This is a genomic window from Pseudoduganella danionis (genome assembly GCF_009720775.1).
GTDB lineage: Bacteria > Pseudomonadota > Gammaproteobacteria > Burkholderiales > Burkholderiaceae_D > Rugamonas > Rugamonas danionis.
On record NZ_WNKW01000002.1, the window covers coordinates 586,772 to 604,781 of the forward strand.

The 18,010-nt window shown below is 62.0% G+C and carries 14 protein-coding genes; 7 read left to right on the forward strand and 7 right to left on the reverse strand.

Annotated elements, in window-relative coordinates; all coding sequences use genetic code 11:
• Positions 1 to 5: 5 nt before the first annotated feature.
• The 6 genes from lapB (at position 6) to GM655_RS10860 (ending at position 7,067) form a co-directional block, all read left to right on the forward strand.
• Positions 6 to 1,181 (forward strand): lipopolysaccharide assembly protein LapB, encoded by a 1,176-nt coding sequence (gene lapB, locus GM655_RS10835; RefSeq protein ID WP_155434666.1) that lies wholly within the window; start codon positions 6 to 8, stop codon positions 1,179 to 1,181.
• A gap of 13 nt (positions 1,182 to 1,194) precedes the next feature.
• Complete coding sequence (locus GM655_RS10840) at positions 1,195 to 2,562, forward strand: UDP-glucose dehydrogenase family protein (protein ID WP_155434667.1); 1,368 nt, start codon at positions 1,195 to 1,197, stop codon at positions 2,560 to 2,562.
• 10 nt (positions 2,563 to 2,572) lie between these two features.
• Positions 2,573 to 3,514: a D-glycero-beta-D-manno-heptose-7-phosphate kinase gene (rfaE1, locus tag GM655_RS10845; protein WP_371866776.1), complete on the forward strand. Its 942-nt coding sequence runs from the start codon at positions 2,573 to 2,575 to the stop codon at positions 3,512 to 3,514.
• Between the two features lie 114 nt (positions 3,515 to 3,628).
• Positions 3,629 to 3,979: a ComEA family DNA-binding protein gene (locus GM655_RS10850; protein WP_155434668.1), complete on the forward strand. Its 351-nt coding sequence runs from the start codon at positions 3,629 to 3,631 to the stop codon at positions 3,977 to 3,979.
• Between the two features lie 141 nt (positions 3,980 to 4,120).
• Positions 4,121 to 5,497: a M20/M25/M40 family metallo-hydrolase gene (locus GM655_RS10855; protein WP_155434669.1), complete on the forward strand. Its 1,377-nt coding sequence runs from the start codon at positions 4,121 to 4,123 to the stop codon at positions 5,495 to 5,497.
• A 232-nt stretch (positions 5,498 to 5,729) separates the two neighbouring features.
• The gene (locus GM655_RS10860; RefSeq protein WP_155434670.1) at positions 5,730 to 7,067 is read left to right on the forward strand and encodes an MBL fold metallo-hydrolase; all 1,338 of its coding nucleotides are present in this window, start codon (positions 5,730 to 5,732) and stop codon (positions 7,065 to 7,067) included.
• Positions 7,068 to 7,112: 45 nt separating this feature from the next.
• Here GM655_RS10860 and GM655_RS10865 read toward each other — a convergent pair whose 3' ends face one another.
• Entirely contained in the window at positions 7,113 to 8,876 is a 1,764-nt protein-coding gene (locus GM655_RS10865) for an FAD-dependent oxidoreductase (protein ID WP_155434671.1), read from the reverse strand.
• A gap of 272 nt (positions 8,877 to 9,148) precedes the next feature.
• On the opposite strand from GM655_RS10865, the gene cysM reads away from it, so the two are divergent.
• On the forward strand, positions 9,149 to 10,051 hold the full coding sequence (gene cysM, locus GM655_RS10870) for a cysteine synthase CysM (protein ID WP_155434672.1): 903 nt from the start codon (positions 9,149 to 9,151) through the stop codon (positions 10,049 to 10,051).
• Between the two features lie 59 nt (positions 10,052 to 10,110).
• Here the strand turns inward: cysM and GM655_RS10875 are convergent, their stop codons facing one another.
• The 6 genes from GM655_RS10875 to GM655_RS10900 form a co-directional block, all read right to left on the reverse strand.
• On the reverse strand, positions 10,111 to 10,449 hold the full coding sequence (locus GM655_RS10875) for a hypothetical protein (RefSeq protein ID WP_155434673.1): 339 nt from the start codon (positions 10,447 to 10,449) through the stop codon (positions 10,111 to 10,113).
• A gap of 424 nt (positions 10,450 to 10,873) precedes the next feature.
• Positions 10,874 to 11,995 (reverse strand): lytic murein transglycosylase B, encoded by a 1,122-nt coding sequence (gene mltB, locus GM655_RS10880; RefSeq protein WP_155434674.1) that lies wholly within the window; start codon positions 11,993 to 11,995, stop codon positions 10,874 to 10,876.
• Entirely contained in the window at positions 11,986 to 13,986 is a 2,001-nt protein-coding gene (locus GM655_RS10885; RefSeq protein WP_155434675.1) for a transglutaminase TgpA family protein, read from the reverse strand. The genes mltB and GM655_RS10885 overlap by 10 nt, the downstream gene beginning before the upstream one ends.
• Positions 13,983 to 14,993: a DUF58 domain-containing protein gene (locus GM655_RS10890; protein ID WP_155434676.1), complete on the reverse strand. Its 1,011-nt coding sequence runs from the start codon at positions 14,991 to 14,993 to the stop codon at positions 13,983 to 13,985. Before GM655_RS10890 ends, GM655_RS10885 begins: the two co-directional genes overlap by 4 nt.
• Positions 14,994 to 14,998: 5 nt before the next feature.
• Positions 14,999 to 15,919, reverse strand: a complete 921-nt coding sequence (locus GM655_RS10895) for an AAA family ATPase (RefSeq protein ID WP_155434677.1) — start codon at positions 15,917 to 15,919, stop codon at positions 14,999 to 15,001.
• Between the two features lie 73 nt (positions 15,920 to 15,992).
• On the reverse strand, positions 15,993 to 17,999 hold the full coding sequence (locus tag GM655_RS10900; protein WP_155434678.1) for an alpha/beta hydrolase family protein: 2,007 nt from the start codon (positions 17,997 to 17,999) through the stop codon (positions 15,993 to 15,995).
• Positions 18,000 to 18,010: the final 11 nt, after the last annotated feature.

The following is an 18,010-nucleotide window of genomic DNA, read 5'->3' on the forward strand; positions in this document are numbered from 1 at the left end:
AAAGCATGGAATTAGAACTCTGGTGGTTACTGGGTATCCCCGTCTTTTTCGGACTGGGCTGGGTCGCCGCACGCGTCGACATCCGTCAACTGGTATCGGAATCGCGCACGCTGCCACGTGGCTATTTCAAAGGCCTGAATTTCCTGCTCAACGAGCAGCCCGATAAAGCCATCGATGCGTTCATCGAAATCGTGCGCATGGACCCGGAATCGGCCGATATGCACTTCGCGCTCGGTAATCTGTTCCGCCGCCGTGGCGAAACCGAGCGCGCGATCCGCGTGCACCAGAATCTGCTGGCCCGTCCCGATCTGCCGGTCGAGCAGAAAGAGCACGCCCAGTATGAACTGGGCATGGACTATCTGAAGGCCGGCCTGCTGGACCGCGCCGAAGAAACCTTTAACGCCATGCTGCACGGCCAGTACGCCGTACAGGCCCGCAAAGCCCTGCTGGAGATCTTCCAGCGCGAGAAGGAATGGCAACGTGCCATCGAAGCGGCGCTGGCGCTGCAGGAAGCCGGTGCCGGTTCGCGTCAGAAGGAAATCGCCCAGTTCTATTGCGAACTCGCGCAGGACGCGCTGGTACACCTGCACCCGCAGGATGCGCTGGTGCTGCTGGAGAAATCGCTGCAGGCCGACCGCGTCAACGTGCGCGCCACCATGCTGATCGGCGACGCCCAGCTGGCACAGGGCGATGTGGAAGCGGCCCTGCTGACGTGGCGCCGCGTCGAGCAGATCAGCGTGCCGCATACGGCGCTGGTCGCGCAGCGCATGATGGATGGCTATAGCAAAGTAGGGCGCGCGCAGGAAGGCGTGAACCTGCTCAAATCGTATCTGGAACAGGCTTCCTCGATCGACCTGATCGAGGTGGTCTACAAGGCCGTGCTGGAGCTCGATGGCGTAGGTGCGGCCAAGCAGCTGGTGGTGGATGAACTGCGCCGCACGCCGACCCTGCTGGGGCTGGACAAGCTGCTGGAAGCACGCCTGATGGATGCGCCGGTGTCGGTGGTGTCCGAGCTATCCATGGTCAAGAATCTGGTACACGGTTATACGCAGAAGCTGGCACGCTATCAGTGCAGCCACTGCGGTTTTAAAGCACGCCAGTTCTACTGGCAGTGCCCGGGATGCAGCCGCTGGGAGACTTACCCGCCGCGCCGCACCGAAGAACTCAATGTCATGAATTAAGAAGAGTAACACCATGAAAATTACAATTATCGGCACGGGCTATGTGGGTCTGGTGACGGGCGCCTGCCTGGCAGAGCTGGGCAACGATGTGTTCTGTCTGGACGTGGATCAGAAGAAGATCGACCTGCTCAACAACGGCGGCATTCCTATCCACGAGCCGGGGCTGGAAGAAGTGGTAGCGCGCAACCGCGCCGCGGGCCGCCTGCAGTTCTCCACCGACGTTGCCGCTTCCGTGGCACACGGTACGCTGCAGTTCATCGCGGTCGGTACGCCACCCGATGAAGATGGCTCGGCCGACCTGCAGTACGTGCTGGCTGCTGCCCGCAACATCGGCAAGTACATGACGGAATTTAAAGTCATCGTCGACAAATCCACCGTGCCGGTGGGGACGGCTGACCGCGTCAAGGCGGCCGTGCAGGGCGAGCTGACGGCGCGTGGCGCCGAGGTCAAATTCTCCGTGGTGTCGAATCCTGAATTCCTCAAGGAAGGCGCTGCCGTTGAAGACTTCATGCGTCCCGACCGCATCGTGATCGGCTGCGACAGCACGCCGGAAGGCGAAAAGGCGCATGGCCTGATGAAGAAGCTGTACACCCCCTTCAACCGTAACCACGAACGTACCTTCTGGATGGATGTGCGTTCGGCCGAGTTCACCAAGTATGCGGCCAACGCCATGCTGGCCACCCGTATCTCGTTCATGAACGAGCTGGCCAATCTGGCCGATCAGGTGGGCGCCGATATCGAAGCCGTACGTCACGGCATCGGTTCCGACCCGCGCATCGGTCACAGCTTCCTGTACGCCGGTGCCGGCTATGGCGGTTCCTGCTTCCCGAAAGACGTGCAGGCGCTGGAACGTACGGCACGCCAGTATGATCAGGACTTGCTGATCCTGCGCGCCGTGGAAGCCGTCAACGACAAGCAGAAGCTGGTGCTGGGCCAGAAAGTCGTCAAGCGCTTCGGCGCCGATCTGAATGGCAAGCACTTCGCTGTCTGGGGTCTGGCATTCAAGCCGAACACCGATGATATGCGCGAAGCGCCAGCCCGTGTGCTGATCCGCCAGCTGATCGATGCGGGTGCCACCATCGCCGTGTACGACCCGGTCGCCATGGCCGAAGCCAAGCGCGTACTCGCGCTCGACCTGAGTGCCGAGGAACTGGCCCGCATCCGTTTCGCCAGCAGCCCGATGGATACTCTGACGGACGCCGAAGCGCTGGTGATCGTGACGGAATGGAAGGCCTTCCGCAGCCCGGACTTCGACCGCATCAAAGCGGCGCTCAAGCAGTCCATCATCTTCGACGGCCGCAATCTGTTCGAGCCGGAAGTGATGGCCGAAGCAGGCTTCGAGTACCACGGCATCGGCCGTTCCATCCTGACCCGCGCATAACGAGGCTGCCGTGACGACGAGTGTGACTGTAGCGCCGGCACTGGATCAGGTGCGCATACTGGTAGTAGGCGACGTGATGCTGGACCGTTACTGGTTCGGTGATGTGAGCCGTATTTCGCCGGAAGCGCCGGTGCCTATCGTGCGTATCGAGAAACGCGAAGCGCGTCTGGGCGGCGCCGCCAACGTGGCGCGTAATGCGGCCGCGCTGGGCGCCCATGCCGGCCTGCTGGGCGTGGTCGGTGCCGACGAGGCGGGCGACGAAGTGGCGCAACTGCTGGAAGGCGGCGGCATCCACAGCTATCTGAAACGCGACGCGGCCATTTCCACCATCATCAAGCTGCGCGTGATCGGCCGCCAGCAGCAGATGGTGCGTATCGATTTCGAAGAAGCGCCGACTGATACTGTGCTGCGCGATAAGCTGGTGCAGTTCAAGGCCCTGCTCAACGACTACGATGTGATCGTGCTATCCGACTATGCCAAGGGCAGTCTGGTGAATGTGGCCGACATGGTCACTTCGGCCCGCGCGGCCGGCAAGGTAGTGATGGTCGACCCGAAAGGCGACGATTTCACGCGCTACATGGGCGCTACGGTGCTGACCCCGAACAAATCGGAAATGCGCCGCATCGTCGGCGAGTGGCGCAGCGAGGAAGAGCTGACGGCCAAAGCGCAGAAGCTGCGCAGCGAGCTGAAACTCGACGCACTGCTGCTGACCCGTTCGGAAGAAGGCATGACGCTGTACACGGAAGGCGAGCAATTCCACATGCCTGCGCAGGCGCGTGAAGTGTTCGACGTGTCCGGTGCCGGCGATACCGTAATCGCCACCATGGCTGCCATGCTCGGTGCTGGCGCTAGCTGGCAGGAGGCCGTGCAGACGGCCAACCGTGCCGGCGGCATCGTGGTCGGCAAGCTCGGTACGGCCACCGTCACGCGCGAGGAACTGTTCCCCGCTTGATCTAGCTCAGGTTCGGCAGTCTTTCAGGGCGTCAGCGCGTCAACCGCGCTGGCGCCCTGTCGTTATGGGGCTTCAAGGTGCGATGGTCGCCCTTGCAACCTAACGGAGAGAGACATGATGCGGAAACTGATACTGGCTGTTGCCACGCTGGTGGCCAGCATGAGCTTTGCGTTCGCGCAGGTGGATGTCAACAAGGCCGATGCGGCCGCGCTGGATGGCGTGAAAGGCATAGGGCCGGCCAAGACCAAGGCCATACTGGAAGAGCGCAAGAAGGGCGAGTTCAAGGACTGGGCCGATCTGGAACAGCGCGTCAAAGGCATAGGCGGCAAGAATGCGGCCAAGCTGTCGGCGGCTGGGCTGGTGGTCAACGGCAAAGCTATGGAAGGCGCTCCTGCGATGGCCACGCCGGCTAGTAAAACCAGCAAAGCCAGCAAGGCAGACAAGCCGGCATCGGCAGCCAAATGAGGCACAGGCCGGCCTAGCGGCGCGAGCCTGACCCTTGCCCGCAGCGCAAAGCTGCGGGTTTTTGTTTGAGAATTGTTTCAGAGCGAAAATTCGAGTCGGCGGCGTGAGAAGATAGCCGGATATCTTCCACGGAGACTGTAGATGTACCTGAAACCGCTGACCCTGAGTGTGGCCGTGCTGGCTGCCCTGACTACCTACGCTGCGCAGGCCGCCGCCGATGGCCCCGATACGCGCCGCCATCAGGCCCAGATAGACCAGATCGTTAAACAGATATCGCCGCAACGCATAGAAGGCTATGTGCGCAAGCTGGTCAGCTTCCGCACGCGCCATACCATGTCCGATACTGTCTCCGAAACGGAAGGCATAGGTGCGGCACGGCGCTGGATCAAGGGCGAACTCGAGCGCTGCGGCGCCGCGGCGGGCGGCAAGCTGCAGGTGGCGTTCGATAGCCATATCGCGCCCGTTTCGGCGCGCATCAGCCGCCCTACGGAAATCGTCAATGTAGTGGCCACGCTGCCCGGCACGCAGGACGCTGCGCGCGAACGCATGTATGTGGTCAGCGGCCACTATGATTCGCGCAATACCGATGTGATGGATGCGAATGGCGATGCGCCGGGCGCCGACGACGATGCTTCCGGCACGGCAGCCGTGATGGAAATGGCTTGCGTGATGGCGCGCTACCAGTTCGATGCCACGCTGGTGTTCATGACGGTGGCAGCGGAAGAGCAGGGCTTGCTGGGCGCGGCCCACTGGGCCGAGCAGGCCAAGCAGAAGAATCTGAACATCGCCGGCATGTTCACCAACGATATCATCGGCAGCTCGCGCGATGAACACGGCAAGATCGATAACAAGCAGGTGCGCCTGTTTGCCGAAGGCCTGCCGGTGCAGAAGGAAAACAGCGAAGTAGTGCGTACGCTGATCCAGACGGGCGGCGAGAACGATTCGCTGTCGCGCCAGTTGGCGCGCTCCGTCAAAGAATCGGGTGAGCGTTACGTATCTGGCTTCAAGGTCAATGTGATCCAGCGGCGCGACCGCTATCTGCGCGGCGGCGACCACATGCCCTTCCTCGAACGCGGCTACGCGGCCTTGCGCTTTACCGAACCGGCAGAAGACTTCAACCATCAGCACCAGAACATCCGCACGGAAAACGGCGTACTGATAGGCGATCTGCCGCAGTACAACGACTATGCCTATATCGCACAGGTAGCACGGGTGAATGCGGCCGCTTTGGCCACGCTGTCGCTGGCGCCGGCAGCACCGGCCAAGGTGCAGGTACGCACGTCCAAGCTGCAGAACGATACGGAACTGGTATGGCAAGCCAATGTGGAGCCGGATCTGGCCGGCTACCGCGTGGTGTGGCGCGAAACGGGAGCGGCCGACTGGCAGGGCAGCCGTTTCGTCGGCAAAGCCACGGAAGCCACGCTAACGCTATCGAAGGATAATTACTACTTCGGCGTGCAGGCGGTGGATAACGACGGCAACGTCAGCCCCGCCACCTATCCCGTCCCGCTGCGCTAACCTTGTAACTTCGTAACTTCGGGGTCAGGTCTGTCATTAGGACACCCAAGCAGTACGGTTGAGATATATCAATCGTGCTGTTTTGTTTTGTGTTTGACGCCTCGTAAAATTCATCCTTATTTTTGGCGCCTAGACAAATTACTCAGCATTGAGATTCCTCAATAGTGTGCCTTCGATGTCTGAATGACAGACCTGACCCCGAAGTTGGTGCTGAGTTTGCTACCATGGCGGCATGACTCTGAAAATTTCCCGCATTCTGCATGCCGGCTATGTGTTTGAATGCGCAGGCCGGCGCATCGTTTTCGACCCCGTGTTCGAAAACCCGTTTAGCCGCAACTGTCACGCCTTTCCTTCCGTGCGCTTCGATCTGCCGCAGATCCGCAAGCTGCAGGTGGACGCCGTGTTCATTTCCCACTTTCACGACGACCACTGTTCTTTCGAAAGTCTGGACTTGCTCGACCGGGCTACGCCGATTTATCTGTACTGCCTTTTCGATGAGCTGTTCGATTTGATACGGGAGCTGGGGTTTAGCAATGTGCATGCGCTCAAGGTGGATGAGCCGGTGCATCTGGGGCCGTTCGAGGTGATACCGCGCCGTGCGCTCGATGCCGATGTCGATTCGATGTTCCATGTGCGCGCTGCCGGCCTGAATGTGCTCAACGTGGTCGATGCGTGGATGGACCCGGAAACGCTGGAACAGCTGGCACCGTACGCGCCGTGGGATATGGTGCTGTGGCCATTCCAGACCATGCGCGAGGTGGATGTGATTGCGCCCGGCCGCGCCAGCCATGCCAGCAGTGGCGCGCCGGCGTTGCCCGAGGAGTGGCCGCAGCAGTTGCAGGCGCTGGCGCCACGCTATGTGGTGCCCAGCTCCTGCCAGTTCGTGCAGGAGCCGTGGTCGTGGTACAACCACGCGATGTTCCCTGTGACCTATCGCCAGTTTGCGGCTGCGCTGGCCGAGTGGCTGCCGCACACGCAGGTGGTGCGCATGAATCCTGGCGTTAGTTTCGAGCTGAGTGCGCAGGGACTGGCAGCAGCGGCGCCGCTGTCATGGGTGATACCGGTGGGCGAGCAGGATGTTGATTTCGATTACCGGCCGGAGCTGGTGCCGCCGCCGACGGCGCAAATCGCCCGCCACTTCGCAGCGCTCACGCCTGAGCAGACCGCGCTGGCGCTGGATTTCTGCCGCGCGGGCCTGCTGCACAAATACCGCGAAATGGAACTGCCCAAGGATAGCTATTTCACGGCGGCCTGCGGCTGGCAGCTCAGCGTGTACGACCACGAGGGCAGGGGGCAGCAGTTCCGCTACCGCATCCATGGCGACGAGATTGCACTGGACGATAGCATCGCCACGCCGCAGTGGCAGACCGCGATACCGCTGGCCAAGCTGTATGCGGGATTGGCGCTGGGCGAGTCGCTGACGTCGATGTATGTGCGCATCGACGGCGCGCCGCCCGAAGCCGATGTGGTCGATGATCCGCTGATCCGCTGCCTGTTCAATGACGCCTTTGCTGCCTATCAGGCAGCGCAACTGCGCCGCATACAGGCACGCGCCTCTGCAGCAGACTAGCGGCCCGGCGTCCAGCCGCCAGGCCTGCAACGCGCCAAGGGCTGGCTAGGCTTGCGTCAGCGGCAGGCTGGCAAGGAAGGCGTGGATCTGTGCCACCACGGCCGCACCTTCGCCCACAGCGGCAGCCACCCGCTTGGTGGAGCCGGCGCGCACATCGCCTATCGCGAACACGCCCGGCACGCTGGTTTCCAGCGCCGCCCGTTCCGGCAGGTCAGGCGGATACACGCCTTGACTGAAGTTGGCGCGGCACTGCGCTTTGGTGACGTCAAAACCGGTGCGGATAAAGCCGTGCTGGTCGACGTCCACGCCGCAGTCGTGCAGCCAGTCCGTATTCGGATCGGCGCCTATGAACAGGAACATGCGGCATACGGGATAGTCGGTTTCCTGCGCACTCGGTGCATGACGTACTCTTACCTGCCGCAAGCCTTCCTCGTCGCCTTCCAGCGCGACGATTTCGCTTTGCGTGTGCAGGGTGATATTCGGCGTCGCTTCGATCCGTTCGATCAGGTAGCTGGACATGGTGGAAGCCAGGCTGTCTTTGCGGATCAGCATGTGCACATGCTTGGCCTGGGTAGACAGGAATACGGCCGCCTGACCGGCCGAATTGCCACCGCCGACGAGGATGATCTGTTCGTTCTTGCATAGCTTGCCCTCGATCGGCGAAGCCCAGTAATACACGCCTTTGCCTTCGAACTGGCGCAGATTGGCCAGCGAAGGACGGCGGTAGCGCGCGCCGCAGGACAGCACCACCGTACGTGCCTGCAGACGCTGCAGACTGCCGCACATTTCCACTTGTAGCGGGTAGGTATCGCACAGCAGCCGTCCGGCCGGTGCGGGGATCGCCACTTCGACGCCGAACTTCTGCGTCTGCACATAGGCGCGGCCGGCCAGCGCCCGTCCCGTGATACCGGTGGGGAAACCGAGGAAGTTTTCGATGCGGGCGCTGGCCGCTGCCTGCCCGCCCGAAGCGCGGGTTTCCAGCACCAGCACGGACAGGCCTTCCGACGCCGCATACACGGCCGCCGCCAGCCCTGCCGGTCCGGCACCGACGATGATCACATCCCACACCTTGTCGCTATCGAGCTGGGGCAGCATGCCCAGACAGCGGCCGATATCCACCACGCTGGGATTGAGTTTGACCGCGCCATCGGGGCAGACCACCAGCGGCAGTTCTTCCGGCTTGGGCTGGTAGTGCGCCAGCAGGGCCGCGGCCTGCGCGCTGTGTTCGGGATCGAGTGCTTCGTACGGGTGGCCATTGGCGGACAAAAAACTCTGCAGCGTATGCAGGCGGCCATGGCCGCGCGGCGCCACCAGCAAGGGGCCGCCGGAATTGAGCGACAGCAGGCCGACACGGCGCAGGATCAGGGCACGCACGATGCGTTCGCCCAGATCAGCATGGGCGATCAGCAGGGCGCGTAGCGATTCCGGCTGGATCAGCAAGACTTCGGTTTCGCCCATCGCCCGGCCGTTGGCCAGCGAGGGCCGGCCCGATAGCTGCGCCACTTCGCCGCCGAACTGGCCGGCCTGATGGAAGGTGATGTGGGCGGTATTGCCCAGCCCGTCGTAGCGGCTGACTTCGATCTGGCCTTGCAGCACCAGCACCAGCCCGAAGCTGGTCTGGCCGGCGCGGAAGATCCAGTCGCCATCGCCGAACTGGCGCACCGTGCCGAAACGCAGCATGTGCTTCACATCGCTTTCGCTCAGGGTGGGGAAGATCTGGTGACGGCGGGTGTCGAGGTCGATGCCGGGACCGGAGACAGGGTCGTCGGCAGTAAGTTCAGGCAGCATTTCCGGGCTCTTGTTGGGCATATCAGTCCTGCTCAGAAAGTGGTGGTGAGAGTGTAGCCAGTCTAGCGGAAGCGGCGCGGCAGGTGTGTGAACTTGCACCCCCGTACCAGCATAAAAACCGGGTCTGTTGCAGTTTGACGTGCGGTTTTCGTATATGGCTGGGCGTTGCAATTCGGAAAACCTGCTAGCAGCCGTGAATAATGCAAGTTTCCCCGCGGCAGAGCGGGGTTTCAAGCAAGGCGGGCGCTTATGGGATTAGAATGGGGTTTTAGCTGGCACGAACGAACAATAAGATGGCTTACAAAACCCTGGAAGATACGATAGGCAACACCCCGCTGGTTCAGCTGGTCAACCTGCCCGGTGCCGACGCACGGGCGCGCAACAACATTATTCTGGGCAAACTGGAAGGCAATAATCCGGCCGGTTCCGTCAAGGACCGGGCTGCCATGTCCATGCTCAAGCGCGCCGAGGAGCGCGGCGATATCAAGCCCGGCGATACGCTGATCGAAGCGACTAGTGGTAACACGGGCATCGCGCTGGCCATGGCGGCTGCGCTGCGCGGCTACAAGATGCTGTTGCTGATGCCGGAAAACCTGAGCGTGGAACGGCGCCAGAGCATGGCCGCCTATGGCGCCCAGATCATGCTCACGCCCAAGACGGGCGGGATGGAATATGCGCGTGACATGGCCGAGCAGCTGCAGAAGGATGGCAAGGGCATTATTCTGGACCAGTTCGCCAATGGCGATAATGCACGCGCCCACTACGAAGGCACGGGGCCGGAAATCTGGCGCGATACGGAAGGCCGTGTGACGCACTTCGTGAGCGCCATGGGCACCACGGGCACCATCATGGGCGTGTCACGCTACCTGAAGGAGCAGAACCCCAACGTGCAGATCATCGGCGCCGAACCGGAAGAAGGTTCGTCCATCCCCGGCATCCGCAAATGGCCGGAAGCCTATTTGCCCAAGATCTATGACCGCAGCCGCGTCGATCAGGTGGAAGCCGTATCGCAGGCAGCAGCCGAACGCATGGCGCGCCGGCTGGCAGCGGAAGAGGGCATCTTCTGCGGTATTTCGGCCGCCGGAGCGTGCGAAATCGCCTTGCGCATTTCGCAAACGGTGGAGAATGCGACCATCGTGTTCATCGTCTGCGATCGCGGCGACCGCTACTTGTCCACCGGCGTATTCCCCGCCTAAAAAACAAAACCCTCATCGCCGTTGCCGGGGATGAGGGTGTTTTGCAGGACCGGTGCCGATTAGCTCTGGCCGCCGCCCGATTCGCCTTCTTTCGGTTTGAACTGCTTGTCGCTGATACGGAACTTGTTACGACGGTCGCCCATCAGGTAACGCAGGTCGCGAATGCTCAAGTCGCTTACTTCGTGCATGCGGATCAGCAGCGAAGCACCGACTGGCAGACGGTGGTGACGGATCTTACTGATCACTGGTGGCGCCACTTCCAGTGCGCGCGACAGTGCTGCGTCGTTTTTCAGGCGCAGGTTTTCGATCAGGGTATCCAGCAGGCGGTTGGGATTGTATTGCAGCAGATCATCGCCATCCGCATCGTTGTTCATGTCTATGCCGACTTGGTTTGTCATGATTTCGTTTTTTCCTTCTGTAAAGTTGTCCTGCAAAGTACAACACTCGGAGCTCGCTTAGCTGCGTTCACGTTCTTCCTTACCAGGAACGAATTCACACACGGACGGATTCCGGGATAACAATTTTCATAATATATACACAATTGTACCTAACTCATACCCATAAGCAACAAGAATCATGCTGCTCATGTGTACTGTTGTCGCTCTGCAACATTGTGTGAGAATTATACACCGGCCTTCATGTTATGCTGGCTGCGCTCACAATTATTGAATCCATAAGCTTAATTATAAAACAATTAGCTTGTGTCCCGCGTTGGTATATTCCTCAACTACCGCAAGTTTGTCGAAAAAATTTCTTCGTGTCAACTATACAATACAGTTGGCAAGTCCATATTCCAAGAGTCGTTACGCTTCCTTACATTCGTTAGCGCAACTGTTTGATGGCGCGGCCTAGTTCCAGCACCGACATGGCATAGAAATAACTGCGGTTGTACTGCGTGATAGCGAAGAAATTCCCGTTTGCTAACCAGTATTCTGTGGGCTCTGCGCCATTTTGCAAGTCCACCAGGCCATATTTTGTAATTTCTGGTGGCATAGTGTCGGTGTTCACGCCGGCGGCCTTTAGTTCATTCCAGCTATAACTGGCCACCAATCCCTGATTCAGCATGCGTTCCCATTGCAGGTGCGGCGCCACCGTAGCAGGGTAGACCATGGCACCATTGAGTTCGCGCTGCCAGCCATGCGCGACGAGGAAGGCGGCGACACTGCCGATGGCATCGGTCGGCGAATTGAGCAGATCGATCTGGCCATCGCCATCGAAATCAACGGCAAATTTCATCACGCTGTTGGGCATGAATTGCGGCATGCCGATCGCGCCGGCGAAGGAACCGCGCAGGCTGAGCGGATCGAGATTGTTTTTGCGCGCGAATTGCAGCGCCGCTTCCAGTTCGCGCCGGAAGAAGGCCATGCGCTCGGTGCGGGCCGGCGCTTCAGGGTAAGCGAAAGCCAGCGTGGTTAGGGCATCGAGCACGCGGAAGCGGCCCGTGTTACGGCCGTATACGGTTTCCACGCCGATGATGCCGACGATGACTTCGGCCGGCACACCATATAGATTTTCCGCCCGCTCGAGTGCTGCACTGTTTTCAGCCCAGAACTTCAGGCCAGCATTGATGCGCACGGGTTCGATAAACAGCTTGCTGTAGGCTTGCCAGTTTTTCGGCTTGCCCGGTGGCGCAGGCTTGATCAACTGGACGGCGGAATCGACGAAGCGCACTTGCGCGATCAGCGTATTGAGTTCTGCCCGGTCCCAGTGATTGCGTGCCGCCACGTCATCGAGGAAGCTGCTGACTTCCTTCCAGTCGCCGAAGTTGACGAATTCGCCTTCGTAATCGACGGCGGGCGCTTTTTTCTTCGCGGTTTTCTTTTTATGGGCAGCAGCCTTGCTGGCTTTGGCGGGTTTGTGCTGGACGGGTGCGGCGCAGGCATTGCCCAGCATAGTGGCGGAAAGGCCCAGCAGCAGGGCGGTGATCAACGGCTTTATCGACATAGAACTAACAGTTTCCTCAGCATCGCCAGCGATGCAGTACGTGATTCGGGGCTGTCCGCAGCATAGCGCAGACGGCTGTATAGCAATAAAAATTCCTGCAAGGCGGCTTGCTGCGCTGCGCTCGTGGGCCGCAGCCGCAGCCGCTGCGCATAGGCTAGCGGCCCTTCATGCGCGGCGCGCGCATAGCCGCGGCGCGCCTGCTGGCGGCAGAACTGCGCATATAGCTGCGTGAGCGGATCGCGCGGGCGGCGCCGGCGCAGCCACGCCAGCCCACACAGTAGCATTGCCAGGCCCAGTGCGCCAGCGCCGTAAGGCCATAAATTGCTGGCCTGTGCGCTGCCGGTCAGCGTACTGTTGAGCAGCGCCTGCTGGCGTTCCGGGTTGTAGTCGAGCACCCACTGGTTCCACTGGTTGTTAAGTGCAGCAAACTGGAAGCGCAGCGATGTGAGCAGCGATGCCGCTTCGCCGCTCAGGGTTTGCAGCAGTTCTGTACTGCCGCGTTCAGGCGCTGCTAGCGCGCCTGCTCCGGCGATGCGCTGCGGCGCCACCGCTGCCGTGGGATCGACGCGCTGCCAGCCGACGCCGGCTTGCCAGAATTCGGCCCAGGCGTGGGCATCGGCCTGGCGCACGCTGAGCACACCATCGACCGGATTAAATTCGCCGCCCTGATAGCCGGTGACCACGCGCGCTGGCACACCCATGGCGCGCAGGGTGAACACGTAGGCGCCAGCGAAATGCTCGCAGAAGCCGGCTTTGCTATCGAACAGGAATTCGTCGACGGCGTGGCGGCCCAGCAGGGCTGGTTCCAGCGTATAGCGATAGCCGCTGGTGCGTAGTAGCTGCAACAGCCTTTGCACCAGCACGGGAGCGGTGGCATGGTCGGCCGCAAGCCGTGCCGCCAGTGCCAGCGTGCGCGGATTGTAGCCGTCCGGTAGTTCCAGCCAGCGCTGCAACGTAGCGGGGCTGGCGTCGGCCTGCAGGCTGTATGTCAGCCATGCGCGGCTACGGTAGCGCAGCCTTTCGCCCGGGGTGCGGGTGGTGACGAATTCCATCTCGTCGGTGTCGTGCACCCGATAGTGATCCAGCTCTAGCTGCGGCCCGCTCAATTCCAGCGCCGGCAGATATGGCTGCTGCTGCACTTCCAGCGTGAGTTCGTAGACGAGCGCCGGATTGCGCACGCGGATATCGAGGTCGGCACGGTGCAGGCCGCGGCTGGGGGGCACGCGCGTCCAGCTACGGCCATCGTAGTCGCCCAGCACGATGGTGCGCCAGTAAAGCTGCGACGGCGACGGATGCGGTCCCTGAAACTGCACGCGGAAGGCCAGTGCGTCGGAACGGGCCAGCGCGGAGATGCTGCCCGGTGCCATGCTGTCGGACAGGCAAGAGCTGCCCGTGTGGGCATCGCCGGGCAGGCCCCACAGCGGGCCACTGATGCGCGGGAAACCGAGAAACAGCAGCAGTGCCAGCGGGGCGCCGTAGAGCAGCAGGCGCCCGATCAGCGCCACACGCTGGCGCAGCGGCGGCTGGTAAGCGCCGTACTGGAACGATAGCTGGGCGCTCAGCATTAGTGCCAGCGCCAGTATGCTGTGCAGTGCCATCAGCATGGATTGACTGTAGAAGTAGTTGCTGAGCAGGACAAAGTAGCACAGGAAGATCACCACCATCACATCGCGGCGCGCGCGCATTTCCAGCATCTTGAACCCGAGCAGCAGGGTCAGCATGGCCACCCCCGCATCTCGTCCCAGCCACGTGTGGAATTGCGCATGGACGCCGGCCATGGCAGCCAGCGCCACGGGCAGCAATAGCCAGATTGGTGGCAGGCGCCAGCCCGCACAAGTGAGCAGGGCGCGCCAGCCCAGCGTAACAGCGATGGCCAGGCTGATCCACCACGGCAGATGCAGCGTATGCGGCAGCAGTGCCGCGAATGCAGCCAGCAGCAGCAGCAGGGTGTCGCTCTGCTCGCGGTGCAGGTTTTGCAGCAGGCGCTTCATGGGTTAGGCTCCTGCTCTGCAGGGTTGTCGCCGTATAGGGCTAGTGCGCGCAGGCAGGCGCTTTGCTGGGCCGGGCCCAGTGCGGCAGGAATAAAGACCTGATCGAGCCGCAGGCTGTAAGGCTGAGCGGAGGATTCCGCTGCCAGCACCCATGCACACAGGCGTGACAGCTTGTGTTCCAGCGGTAGTTGCGGCGGCAGCGTGGCCAGATCGAGTCTCAACAGGCTGGCGCTGCCGCCTTCGAACTGCTTGGCCAGCAGCGGCAGTTCGGGCCTGCTGGTGTGACGGGCGATCTGGCGCCAAGCCAGATGACGGGGGCTGTCGCCGGGCCGGTAGTCGCGCAGGCCGGCCAGATGTTCGCTACCGGTACGGCTGCGACCATGGCCGGCAGTAGCGCCCATGGCAGGCAAGGGCACAGGCGGCTGTTCGGGGGCAGGGTAGACCAGCACCTGCAGGGCCGGCTGCCAATAGCTCCACGCGCGGAACAGGCCAAGCGGAAAGCGCGTCACCAGCCGTATGCGGCCGGCAGCCTGCCAGCCGCGCCGGCTGGTTGCTGCGCGCAGTTGCACGCTGGCGACAGGCGCGGTGCCGACGTCGCAAGGCTGTACGCTGTCGCCAGCGTCCTGAAAGCCCAGCCAGATGGCGTAGTGCTGGCGCGCGCGGGCAGGCGCCAGTTCGATCCGGAAGCTGGCCGTTTCGCCAGCAAACACGGGTGCCGTGTGGCCCGGCGTGAGTTGCAGGCCGGCCAGATTGTGCGCGGTGGCGACCATGTCGGCCAGTACGCAGGCGGCGAGCAGAAAGGTCAGCGCATAGCCCAGACCGAGGTTGTAATTGAGCGAGCCCACCAGCATCACCATCAGCAGCAGCGCACATTGCAGACCCGCGCGGGTGGGCAGGATGTAAATGCGGCGCATTCCCAGCGTTATGCTGCTGGCTGCCGCGCCGCCCAGATGGTATAGCCAGCGGGCGTGCACGGCGCTGCGGAATCGCTGCAGTAGCGCCGTCATGGTTTTCAGACTGGTACAGCGAGCCGTAAGCGTTGCACCAGTTCTGCGCCAGTTTGCACGCCTCCCTGCGCGCTAGGCAAGGGACGCAAGCGGTGCACGCAGACCGGCTCCAGCACGAGCTGCACATCTTCGGGCAGCACATGGTCGCGGCCCGCCAGCATGGCCCATGCGCGCGCCGCATGCAGCAGGGCGATGGCAGCACGCGGACTGAGGCCTTCGGCACACCATGGGCTGTTGCGCGAAGCCGCTGCCAGCGCTTGCACGTAATCGATCAGGGCTGGCGCAGCATGGATCTCGCGCACGGCCTGCTGCGCTGCCAGCAACTGGGCCGGCAGCATCTGCGGCTGCAGGTTTTTCAGCAGTTGACGGCGGTCTTCGCCCATCAGCAGGGCACGTTCGGCGGCGGCATCGGGATAGCCTAGCGAAAGACACATCAGGAAACGGTCCAGTTGCGATTCGGGCAGCGGATAGGTGCCGATCTGGTGGCCGGGATTCTGCGTGGCGATCACGAAGAACGGCGCAGGCAGGGGGCGGGTGACGCCATCGCTGGTGACCTGCTGTTCCGCCATGGCTTCCAGCAGGCCGGATTGGGCCTTGGGCGTGGCGCGGTTGATTTCGTCGGCCAGCAGCACCTGGGTGAAAATGGGGCCGGGGTGGAATACGAAAGCGCCCTGTTCGCGCTGATAGATGGCGATGCCGTTGACATCGGCCGGCAGCAGATCGCTGGTAAATTGCAGGCGATTGAAATTCAGGCCCAGCGACAGGGCCAGAGCATGGGCCAGCGTGGTCTTGCCCACGCCGGGCAGGTCTTCGATCAGCAGATGGCCGCCTGCCAGCAGGCAGGTGAGGGCCAGACGGATTTGCCGGTCTTTGCCGACAATGACAGTGCCAACCTGACGGGCGACGGCTTGCAGTTGCTGGTGCATGGTAGCGATGGACGGTTGCTCTGCCCTGATTCTAAGCGAGAAACCGTGCCAGCGATACCATGGCAGCTTGCCCTTAGTTGGCGTGCTTCAGATTTTTATCGAGGAAGGTCTCGACCTTGCGCCAGAAATCGATGTTGTTGTCGTCATGGCGCCAGCCGTGGCCTTCGTTGTTGTACATCAGGTAGCTCACGTCGGGATTGTTGGCCTTGACGGCATCGGCAAATTTGCGCGCATGTTCGGGCGGCACGCGGCGGTCCTGCGCGCCGTGGGCCATGAGCAGCGGCTGTTTCAGTTCGGCCGCGCGCAGCAGTGGCGAGGTGACGCGGAACTGCTCGGAATTCCGTTCCGGATCGCCTATCAGTTTGCGCGCACCATAGCCGAGCCACTCTTCCGACATATCCGATTCGGTAGAGCTAAACATCAGATTAATGTCGGTTACGCCTGCCCACTCGACGCCGCAGCGGAACACTTGCGGTTCCTTGATCAGTCCCATCAGCGTGGCGTAGCCGCCGTAACTGGCGCCCATCAGCGCTATGCGCTTGCTGTCGGCCCAGCCCTGCTTTACGGCCCATTGTGCGGCATCGGTCAGGTCGTCCTGCATGCTCAGCCCCCACTGCTGCCAGCCGGCGCGGAAGTGCTCGGCGCCGAAGCCGGTACTGCCGCGGAATTCCGGCTGGATCACCACGTAGCCGCGCGAGGACAGGAAGGCCGCCTGGCTATCCCACTCCCACGACGAGCCGCGCGTCTGCGGGCCGCCGTGCACCAGTATGATGGCAGGCTGCGGGCCGGCCGGTTTGCCGGCAGGTAGCGTGACATACACGGGGATGCTGCGGCCATCGCGCGCCTTGTAATGATGGAAGCTGCGCGGCCCCACCTGCGCCATGGCGATATTGGAGCGGGTGCTGCCCAGTCCTATCATGGCGCCCGTGGCGCGGGTGTACAGGATGTACTGCAATGGCTGGCGATCGGAGACCGCAGCGATCAGCAGCACCGGGCTGGCGCTGCAATCCTGCGCGCACGATACGGTGTTGACGGTGCCCGGCAGCGCCGCATCGATTTTGGCCTGTTCGGCCTTTAGTTTCGGGTCCAGCCAGACAGTCGTGCCGGCATCCGTGTGCAACTGGAAGCCCAGCAGCCTGCCGGTGGCGCGGTCGATCTCGGGGGCTCCCGTGAAATCGAAACCCGGCGTCTCGACGATAGGCTCGGCGTCCATCTGCTTCGCTTTGAGGTCATAGCGGAACAGCGCGCCGTAGTTCTTGTAAGTGGCGCGCACGAACAGGGTATCGGCACCGTCGAAGAACAGGGGCTGGAAGCGCTGGTCGGAATAGCACACGCCGTTGCTGAGTTCCTTCCATTCGGTGTCTTCCGGATTGCGGAAGTAGCTGATGCAGCGCCCTTTGATGGTGGAGGAAACCACCCGTGGCATATCCTTGCTGTCGGTGATCCAGTGCTTGACGGCTTCTGGCTGGTTGCCTTCGAACGCGCTGCGCAGGATCTGGGTGCGGGTGTTGAGGCGGTACAGGCGCGAGTGGTCTGGCTGGCGGTCGGTATGGTTCCAGACATACTTCTCCACCAATATGTCGTCCGAGCCATCATGGGCCGTATCGTAAAAGCCGTATTCGGCCGTCAGCGTACGGTTGGTGAAGCGGGTGCCTACGCTTTCCTGACGGTGGCCCCAGTTGCCGGCGATCAGGTGGACGCGGCGCTCGCCATCGCGGTCGACGGCAAATTCGTCCCAGTTGCCTTCGAACTCGATCTGCATATTTTTGACGGTGAAGCCCAGTCGCTGCTCGTTAATCCAGTGCACGCTGGTGACTTTGGCGTTGTCCACGGCATTGCGGGTGATGACTTTGAGCTTGGTGGGGTCTGCCGTTTCGCGGACTACCAGTGCTTGTGTCCCATCCGGCAGTATCGACGTGCTGGCCACGTAGCCGCCTTTGGGGGACAGCGTCACGTTGCTGATTTCGCGGGCCTTGAAAAAGCTCGCGACGTCGGGCAGGGCGGGTGTGGCAGCGTGGAGGGCGGGACTAAACAGGGTGGCAAGGAGTGCCAGTCGGTGCAGCAAAACAGGAGAACGCATAAGAGCCTTAG

What these genes read in the sequence shown, in the direction of transcription:
- GM655_RS10840 (WP_155434667.1), top strand. Translation starts at nt 1,195, where the DNA reads ATGAAAATTACAATTATCGGCACGGGCTATGTGGGTCTGGTGACGGGC.
- GM655_RS10895 (WP_155434677.1), bottom strand. Translation starts at nt 15,919, where the DNA reads ATGCACCAGCAACTGCAAGCCGTCGCCCGTCAGGTTGGCACTGTCATT.
- GM655_RS10860 (WP_155434670.1), top strand. Translation starts at nt 5,730, where the DNA reads ATGACTCTGAAAATTTCCCGCATTCTGCATGCCGGCTATGTGTTTGAA.
- GM655_RS10890 (WP_155434676.1), bottom strand. Translation starts at nt 14,993, where the DNA reads ATGACGGCGCTACTGCAGCGATTCCGCAGCGCCGTGCACGCCCGCTGG.
- lapB (WP_155434666.1), top strand. Translation starts at nt 6, where the DNA reads ATGGAATTAGAACTCTGGTGGTTACTGGGTATCCCCGTCTTTTTCGGA.
- mltB (WP_155434674.1), bottom strand. Translation starts at nt 11,995, where the DNA reads ATGTCGATAAAGCCGTTGATCACCGCCCTGCTGCTGGGCCTTTCCGCC.
- GM655_RS10875 (WP_155434673.1), bottom strand. Translation starts at nt 10,449, where the DNA reads ATGACAAACCAAGTCGGCATAGACATGAACAACGATGCGGATGGCGAT.
- GM655_RS10900 (WP_155434678.1), bottom strand. Translation starts at nt 17,999, where the DNA reads ATGCGTTCTCCTGTTTTGCTGCACCGACTGGCACTCCTTGCCACCCTG.
- cysM (WP_155434672.1), top strand. Translation starts at nt 9,149, where the DNA reads ATGGCTTACAAAACCCTGGAAGATACGATAGGCAACACCCCGCTGGTT.
- GM655_RS10885 (WP_155434675.1), bottom strand. Translation starts at nt 13,986, where the DNA reads ATGAAGCGCCTGCTGCAAAACCTGCACCGCGAGCAGAGCGACACCCTG.
- GM655_RS10855 (WP_155434669.1), top strand. Translation starts at nt 4,121, where the DNA reads ATGTACCTGAAACCGCTGACCCTGAGTGTGGCCGTGCTGGCTGCCCTG.
- GM655_RS10865 (WP_155434671.1), bottom strand. Translation starts at nt 8,876, where the DNA reads ATGCCCAACAAGAGCCCGGAAATGCTGCCTGAACTTACTGCCGACGAC.
- GM655_RS10850 (WP_155434668.1), top strand. Translation starts at nt 3,629, where the DNA reads ATGATGCGGAAACTGATACTGGCTGTTGCCACGCTGGTGGCCAGCATG.